At 35.7% G+C, this 7,123-nt stretch carries 10 protein-coding genes; 1 reads left to right on the forward strand and 9 read right to left on the reverse strand.

All coding sequences use genetic code 11. The annotated features are described in order from the left end of the window. The 4 genes from KTQ83_RS12755 to KTQ83_RS10730 all read right to left on the reverse strand — a co-directional run. Positions 1-109: NAD-dependent epimerase/dehydratase family protein (locus tag KTQ83_RS12755; RefSeq protein ID WP_367947727.1), on the reverse strand; the 109-nt coding region annotated here is incomplete at its 3' end. 20 nt (positions 110-129) lie between these two features. Beyond that, complete coding sequence (locus tag KTQ83_RS10720; RefSeq protein WP_158567589.1) at positions 130-600, reverse strand: CpXC domain-containing protein; 471 nt, start codon at positions 598-600, stop codon at positions 130-132. Between the two features lie 11 nt (positions 601-611). Next, positions 612-2,390, reverse strand: coding sequence for an aminopeptidase P family protein (locus KTQ83_RS10725; protein WP_217256809.1), 1,779 nt, complete (start codon positions 2,388-2,390; stop codon positions 612-614). A 20-nt stretch (positions 2,391-2,410) separates the two neighbouring features. Then, positions 2,411-3,109, reverse strand: coding sequence for a hypothetical protein (locus tag KTQ83_RS10730; protein ID WP_217256810.1), 699 nt, complete (start codon positions 3,107-3,109; stop codon positions 2,411-2,413). Positions 3,110-3,187: 78 nt separating this feature from the next. On the opposite strand from KTQ83_RS10730, the gene KTQ83_RS10735 reads away from it, so the two are divergent. Further along, positions 3,188-4,021 (forward strand): HAD family hydrolase, encoded by an 834-nt coding sequence (locus KTQ83_RS10735; RefSeq protein WP_217256811.1) that lies wholly within the window; start codon positions 3,188-3,190, stop codon positions 4,019-4,021. Here KTQ83_RS10735 and KTQ83_RS10740 read toward each other — a convergent pair. The 5 genes from KTQ83_RS10740 to KTQ83_RS10760 form a co-directional block, all read right to left on the reverse strand. Further along, positions 4,013-4,159 (reverse strand): hypothetical protein, encoded by a 147-nt coding sequence (locus KTQ83_RS10740; protein ID WP_217256812.1) that lies wholly within the window; start codon positions 4,157-4,159, stop codon positions 4,013-4,015. The two genes, KTQ83_RS10735 and KTQ83_RS10740, sit on opposite strands and share 9 nt — an antisense overlap. Continuing rightward, positions 4,137-4,757, reverse strand: a complete 621-nt coding sequence (locus KTQ83_RS10745) for a Fic family protein (protein ID WP_217256813.1) — start codon at positions 4,755-4,757, stop codon at positions 4,137-4,139. Before KTQ83_RS10745 ends, KTQ83_RS10740 begins: the two co-directional genes overlap by 23 nt. Further along, positions 4,754-4,963, reverse strand: coding sequence for a DNA-binding protein (locus tag KTQ83_RS10750; RefSeq protein WP_217256814.1), 210 nt, complete (start codon positions 4,961-4,963; stop codon positions 4,754-4,756). Before KTQ83_RS10750 ends, KTQ83_RS10745 begins: the two co-directional genes overlap by 4 nt. Before the next feature lie 131 nt (positions 4,964-5,094). Beyond that, positions 5,095-6,558 carry a glutamate--tRNA ligase gene (gene gltX, locus KTQ83_RS10755; RefSeq protein WP_117924379.1) on the reverse strand — a complete coding sequence of 488 codons (1,464 nt, stop codon included), beginning with the start codon at positions 6,556-6,558 and terminating at the stop codon, positions 5,095-5,097. Between the two features lie 41 nt (positions 6,559-6,599). Beyond that, entirely contained in the window at positions 6,600-6,863 is a 264-nt protein-coding gene (locus KTQ83_RS10760; RefSeq protein ID WP_117924377.1) for a GIY-YIG nuclease family protein, read from the reverse strand. Positions 6,864-7,123: the final 260 nt, after the last annotated feature.

Here is a 7,123-nt window from a genome sequence, read left to right on the forward strand (position 1 = left end):
CAACATCATGACCACTTTCTAATAATTCAACACAAATATGACTACCAATATATCCAGTACCACCGGCAATTAAAATATTCATACGTAAAACCTCATTTCTACCAAACATTATAACCTATTTTGACAATACTACAAAATAAGAATCGCTTTACATTCCTCTTTGGTTAAAGATACAGCCTTATCCTCAAACCAAAGACAACCATTCTTCTTGTCATAATAATCAAATTTGATACTACGACCCAATCTTTTTTCCAACTGCTTCTTTTTGACCAGTACAAGTTTAGGATTTAAACACTGATCATAGATCTTGAAAGCCAAAAGAAACTGTGAAACACTATGACAAAGTACAACCCTCTCATCTTCACTCAAATTATCTATATTCTTTTGTTGTGTCAAAACAAGATTAAACTTCTTTTTCGGATCCCGATATAGGAATGGATAGTACAAATAAAACATGGACTTACACTTTTGACATTGATGCATAAAATACGAACCATCATTCAAGCGTATTCTAGCGACACTATCCATTTGTGCAATCACAACCGTATCTCTTTTTATCTCAAAAACATGTCCACAATGTGGACATGTGATTGGTATCATTCTTTCTTTCATCAAATAGATCGACAAGCCGATTTTAACCACTCAGCTTCATCATTCGTTAAATAAGGACTGATCTTTTCCAATACCTCTTTATGATAGTTGTTCAACCAAGCCTTTTCTTCATTTGTCAATAAAGAAACATCCAAACCATCCAAGTCAAAAGGTACAAACGTAATTGGCTCAAAATGCATGAACTGACCATAGTTATTCACATTGCCTTTTACGACAACCATTTCATTTTCATGACGAATACCAAACTTACCTTCACAATAGACTCCTGGCTCATTAGAAGTAATCATACCCTCATCTAATACACACATTTCATTACGATGAGGTAACACTCTCCATCTAAAGCCATTTGGTGATTCATGTACATTCAATAAGTGACCTACACCATGTCCTGTACCACATTGATAATCCACATCCTGATCCCATAGTGGTCCACGAGCTAGAATATCTAAGTTGATTCCTGAACACCCAAATAAGAAGTGTGCATCCGATAAACGAATATGTCCTCTTAATGCTTTAGTAAACCAATATCTTTCTTCTTCACTAATATCACCCAACACAAATGTACGTGTAATATCTGTAGTACCCTCTAAATATTGTCCACCACTATCAATTAGAAGCATACCCGAATTTGTGATTTCAACATTCGTTTCTGGCTTTGAAGAATAGTGCATCATAGCCGCATGTTCTTTATAGGCACAAATCGTATCAAAACTATCCTCTAAATAGTTTTCTTGTTCACTACGAAAAACTTGTAATTTAGACTGAACGCTCATTTCGCTCATCTCTATCTTACCCGCATTCTTCTTTAACCAATACATGAATTTTGTGACGGCAACACCATCTTTAATGTGCGCCCACTTTGTACACTTTAACTCTGTTTCATTCTTTAAAGCCTTCCATAAAATAATTGGACTCTCCTTAAATACAGACTTAGCCCTTAAATTAGAAACAATCGCATAGTTTACACTTGATGGATCCACGAGTACTGAACCACTCAATATTTTTGTAGCTGAATAAATATCGTTATAGCCACAAACAGTGACATTGTTCTTTCTAAATTCTTCTTCACTCAATTCATCCAAACGAGAAGCATCCATATAAATAGAAGCTGAATCTAAAGATACGATTGAATATGCAAGCGCAACCGGGAAATTAGGAATGTCATGTGCTCTTAAATTATAAAGCCACGCAATCTGATCCACACTTGTTAGTACAATGGAATCGACTTTATTTTCATTTAAGAAAGCACGCAAACGTGAAAGTTTACTTTCCATAGATTCACCCGCAAACTTTTCCGAATAATGGAAAGTTGGTGTACTAGGAAGCTGTGGACGATCTGTCCATACGTCATTTACTAAATCTAGATTTACATTCATATTTAAGTGTGCCAAATCAAATACAGATTTATATGCCAAGGCATCCTTTGTATTCATGACACGACCATCAAATCCAACTGTATCGTTTTCCTTTAGATTTTCAACAATATACGCATCTATTTCAGGAACTCCAGGCTGGCCCATCCTCATTAAATCAATGCCTGTACCTTCCAATTGATTTGCCGCCTGAATAAAATAACGACCATCTGTCCATAGTGCAGCCTTATCTAGTAATACAACTAAGACACCTGCACTTCCAGTGAATCCAGACATATATTTACGACATGCGAAATATTCGCAAACATATTCTGTTTCATGAAAGTCAGACGTAGGAATAATATATGCCTGTACATTATTCTCCATCATCTTCTCACGTAATTTTGAAATTCTTTGAGTAATCATTTTTTAAATCCTTCTTTCCTCTATGCCAATTTCTTAAGTGCATCCACCTGGTATACCATATCCAAGAAATCAAATGCCTCACAAGAAAAACATAACACAATCATAATCAAAAATAACATCTTAATAATATATGTCACAAAATAAACTGCTTTGACACTATTCTCCAATCGCATATATTTAAAGTGTGACCACATAATAAAGAGTGGAAACATAAACAATGCACCTTGAAACAACCAATACATCCAAGTACGATTTTGTAGAAGGTATAAGATGTTGAATACCTTATGCGCATGAAAATCAATCATGAACTGATTGATCACAGCCACCGATGCATGCCCATTTAAAAAGCCAAGTGCACCTAGAAAGCTGACACCCGCAAATAAATTCGTCAAAAAGATAACGGTTTTTGCGATTTGTTTAGGCTTCTTTGTGGTAACACGATACGCCTGTGCCAAAAGACATAAGTAGCTCACAATGAAAAATATGCCATATAAAAATGAATAGAATGGAATGAAGCAATAGAAGATACAGAAAACTATCGATATACCCAACATTAAATTTCCAATGGAATCGGTTGTCGTACGATACTTCTGAATTCTACGAATTCCATTTTTATGCATTGAAAAAGCACGCGTAATCGCATTATAAACTGGTTTTGGAAGTATTGACATCAATACCACGAAAACAAACACAATACCTATCACCATATAATCGCCCATTTTATCCCTCCCCTTTAAATATTTACCTTTCTATTGTAGAATAAAAATATCATTTCGTCCAATCAGAAAGAGGTACTCATGAAACTTATATTTTTAGACGCCGACGGCACCCTATTCCATCACGAAGGCTATATTCCGGATAGTGCCATCAAAGCTTGTATTCAAGCCAAAAAAAACGGACATAAAGTCATTTTATGCACAGGAAGACAGCGCATTGAAATCTTTGGCCCGATGCTAGAAATTGACTATGATGCGATTATTGCCGGAAGTGGGGCAACCATTGAATGTGAACACAAAATCGTAGAAGAAAATGCACTCACAAAAGAAGAAAGCCAATATCTTTCAAACTACTTATTAGAAAACAACATTCCCGCTAACTTTGAATGTTCTAATGGCATCTATGCCACTCAATATACAAAAGACACGATGTTAAAAATGGTGAAAGAACAATGTGCCGGCAAAAGTGAAGAAGAAAAAGCCAAACACGGCCTTACAATTCTAACCAGCCAGATCACCGTTGTCGACAATATAAAAGACCTTGTCTACAACAAAGTCTCCGTTATTGACAATGGGAAAACGCCATACAAAAAGATCCAACAAGATCTATCCGACAAATACGATGTGATTCCGGCAACCTTTGCGCCACTAGGAAAAGAAAGTGGAGAAATCACTTCCTACCACATCAACAAAGCCACAGGCATGGATGCCGTAATCAAATACTTTAATGCTGACATTAAAGATACGATTGCGATTGGAGACGGCTTCAATGATATTCCTATGTTTGAAAAAGCACATCTGAGCATCGCCATGGGAAATGCTCCACAAGAAATCAAAGATAAAGCTAACATGATCACAACATCACTAGATGAAGATGGTATATATCATGCCTTTAAAGAATTGAATCTAATTTAAAGAATATCCTACAAAATCATATACGATTTCTGTAGGATATTCTTTACCTTCAATTACCACATGGTTTCCAAAACACGTATGATCAAACACTTCAATCACAGTATATTCATCGATTTCAATTTGATTTATTATTCTCATAAGCAATTCTAAAATAATCCAAATAAGCTTTATATTTATCTTGTGCCGACAAACAAGTATCCATCAGATAGCCTCTTTCATAATCCCATTCTTTTAAGCCGCGATAATAAAACATTTTCAACTGATCATCGATTATAAATGGGACAATATTATATTTCAAACATTCTTTAAATAAAATCGATCTTCCAACACGACCATTTCCATCTTGAAATGGATGAATACGCTCAAACCTTACATGAAAATCGAGTATATCTTCAAAAGTCTTTTCTTTTTTACCATTATATTCTTTTAACAATTCCTTCATTCTACCTGGAACTTCTTCAGAAAGTGCTGTATTCATTCCTCCAACTTCATTTGGTACCTTTTTATAGTCGCCGACCACAAACCCTTCTTTTCTTGAATCACTTGTACCATTCTTCAAAGTCAAGTGTAAATCTTTAATAAAATTCTCGCTCAAAGTAGTCTTGGCATGATCAATAATCATATCAATACATCGAAAGTGATTTGCCGTTTCAAGTACATCATCCACATTCAACACTTCATTTTCTACACCAATCGTATTTGTTTCAAAAATATATCGAGTTTGATCATGACTCAAGCGACTTCCTTCAAGACATCCAATAAAGTAACAGGCTGTTCTTTCTTCTTGTTCATACGAACTGGTTTTTTGGCATTTTCTGGAATTTTCCAAGTTTTACCGGCAATAAATGCACCATCTACACGATTCTGTGCACAATAATTTCGAACACTGCGCTCGGATATATCCCATTTTTTAGCTATTTCAGCCACTGAAAAATATCTCATAAGCAATCCTCAATCTAGTAATAGCATATCATATTATCAGCAATTCTATATTACAGATACGTAATTATTTATTTGTTTTTGCTGGTAAAACGCAAAAAAAACGCCTAGATTTCTCTAAGCGTTTGTATGTTTTACTCTTCTACGATTTCACTCAAACGATCAATACCCACTTGGATACGACGTAATGTTTCATCTTTTCCTAAGATAAACGCAATTTCAATCGCTCCACCTGGAGTGAATTGTTTACCAGAAACGGCTGTACGAATTGGCCATAATACCTGTCCATTCTTCATTTCCAACTCTTTAGGAAGAGCTAATAAACATTCGTGCAATGCATCCATGCTGTCCCATTGATCAAAGGCTTCTAGAGTTTGCTTGCTGGCTTTTAAAGCTTTTAATGCAACTTCTGGAGTTGTCTTCATCTTCTTGTGACGATACATTTCTAAATCGTAATCTACTAATGTATCAAAGAAGTCAACACTTTCTTCGATTTGATTCAAGATATCAATACGAGGTTGAATGATTTTGGCAATCTCTTTTAAGTTGTATGCTCCATGAACCGCTTTTTCTAAGTATGGACGAACTGTTTCATAATATGTTTCTTCATCCATGTTTCTTAAATATACACCGTTCATCCAAGTCAATTTATCAATATCGAAAATGGCTGGTGATTTAGAAATACGGTGAATATTAAATACTTTGATCAACTCATCCAAAGTATAGATTTCCTGTTCTGTTTCAGGAGCCCATCCAAGAAGTGCGATATAGTTCATGATCGCGTCCGGCAAATATCCCTTCGCAACAAGATCTTGGAAAGAAGCATCTCCATTACGTTTTGATAATTTGTGGTGTTCATCCTTCATTACAGGTGGTACGTGTACGTATGTAGGTCTTTGCCATCCATACGCATCATAAATCAAGTTGTACTTAGGTGTACTTGATAAATATTCATTTCCACGAACTACGTGAGAAATCTGCATCTGGTGATCATCAATAATGTTCGCAAAGTTATATGTTGGATATCCATCCGATTTAATCAAGATTTGTTCATCCAAAACATCTCCATCCACTTCAATACGACCATATACTTCATCATCAAAATATGTTTCACCAACATCTTTGATTGTTTGACGAATAACATAAGGTTCACCCGCATCCAATTTAGCCTGTACTTCCTCAGCACTCAAGTGCTTACAAGGATCATTGAACTTAAAAGAAATACCTAAGCTTTCAGCTTCTTTTCTTTGAGCCTCAATCTCCTCTTCACTACAGAAACAATAGTGAGCTCCACCAAGTTTAATTAAATCTTCGGCATACCCTTTGTACATAGGTAAACGTTCACTTTGAACATATGGACCAAAGTCTCCACCAATATCTGGACCTTCATCCCAGTTCAAACCACATTCTTTTAAAGTTTTATAAATAACATCTACAGCACCTTCTACCTTACGCTCTTGGTCAGTATCCTCAATACGTAATAAGAAGTCGCCACCTTCGTGTTTCGCAATTAAAAATTCAAATAAAGCTGTACGCAAATTTCCAATGTGCATATAGCCAGTTGGACTCGGCGCAAAACGAGTTCTAGTTTTATTCATAGTTATAATCATCCTTTCGCTTTCTATATAATAATACGAAACTACATTTCTTTCAAGATTCCTTCAATCAACTCCGACTTTTCTTTTCGAGACATTTGTTTAATTTTATATTCCAACTTCAAAGCCTTGGACTTCGACTCACAAGCCCTTACATACACAAGCTTACAAGGCCTTCTAGACCGCGTATATTTTGCCCCCTTACCCAAGTTGTGCGTTTCTAATCTTTTATCTACATCCGTTGTATATCCCGTATAATATGTAGAATCCCTACACTCTAAAATATATACATATTGACCTTTTTCCATATGCCCATCATACCACAATAAAAACCACGCTTAAAAGGCGTGGTTTTCTCTGCGGCTATAAGCCTTTACTACCAGCTCGCGTCTCAAGGCGCTGCTTTCACTTTGTTCAAGCTATCGCTTTTGACTCTCGCCAGCCCTCAAAGGGCTTAATTTTTTACTATTTCTTTCTCTTTGCTTTTTCTTGTTTATATGCCTGTTGCTCTGCTTCTGAGAATGGATTTGCGTACTCTTTTACACTCATTTTATCCATTGCTATATCG

Origin of the sequence: Holdemanella porci (assembly GCF_019052655.1) — a bacterium.
Classification (GTDB): domain Bacteria; phylum Bacillota_I; class Bacilli_A; order Erysipelotrichales; family Erysipelotrichaceae; genus Holdemanella; species Holdemanella hominis.

What these genes read in the sequence shown, in the direction of transcription:
- KTQ83_RS10740 (WP_217256812.1), bottom strand. Translation starts at nt 4,159, where the DNA reads ATGAGAATAATAAATCAAATTGAAATCGATGAATATACTGTGATTGAA.
- KTQ83_RS10725 (WP_217256809.1), bottom strand. Translation starts at nt 2,390, where the DNA reads ATGATTACTCAAAGAATTTCAAAATTACGTGAGAAGATGATGGAGAAT.
- KTQ83_RS10730 (WP_217256810.1), bottom strand. Translation starts at nt 3,109, where the DNA reads ATGGGCGATTATATGGTGATAGGTATTGTGTTTGTTTTCGTGGTATTG.
- KTQ83_RS10750 (WP_217256814.1), bottom strand. Translation starts at nt 4,963, where the DNA reads ATGAGATATTTTTCAGTGGCTGAAATAGCTAAAAAATGGGATATATCC.
- KTQ83_RS10735 (WP_217256811.1), top strand. Translation starts at nt 3,188, where the DNA reads ATGAAACTTATATTTTTAGACGCCGACGGCACCCTATTCCATCACGAA.
- KTQ83_RS10760 (WP_117924377.1), bottom strand. Translation starts at nt 6,863, where the DNA reads ATGGAAAAAGGTCAATATGTATATATTTTAGAGTGTAGGGATTCTACA.
- gltX (WP_117924379.1), bottom strand. Translation starts at nt 6,558, where the DNA reads ATGAATAAAACTAGAACTCGTTTTGCGCCGAGTCCAACTGGCTATATG.
- KTQ83_RS10720 (WP_158567589.1), bottom strand. Translation starts at nt 600, where the DNA reads ATGATACCAATCACATGTCCACATTGTGGACATGTTTTTGAGATAAAA.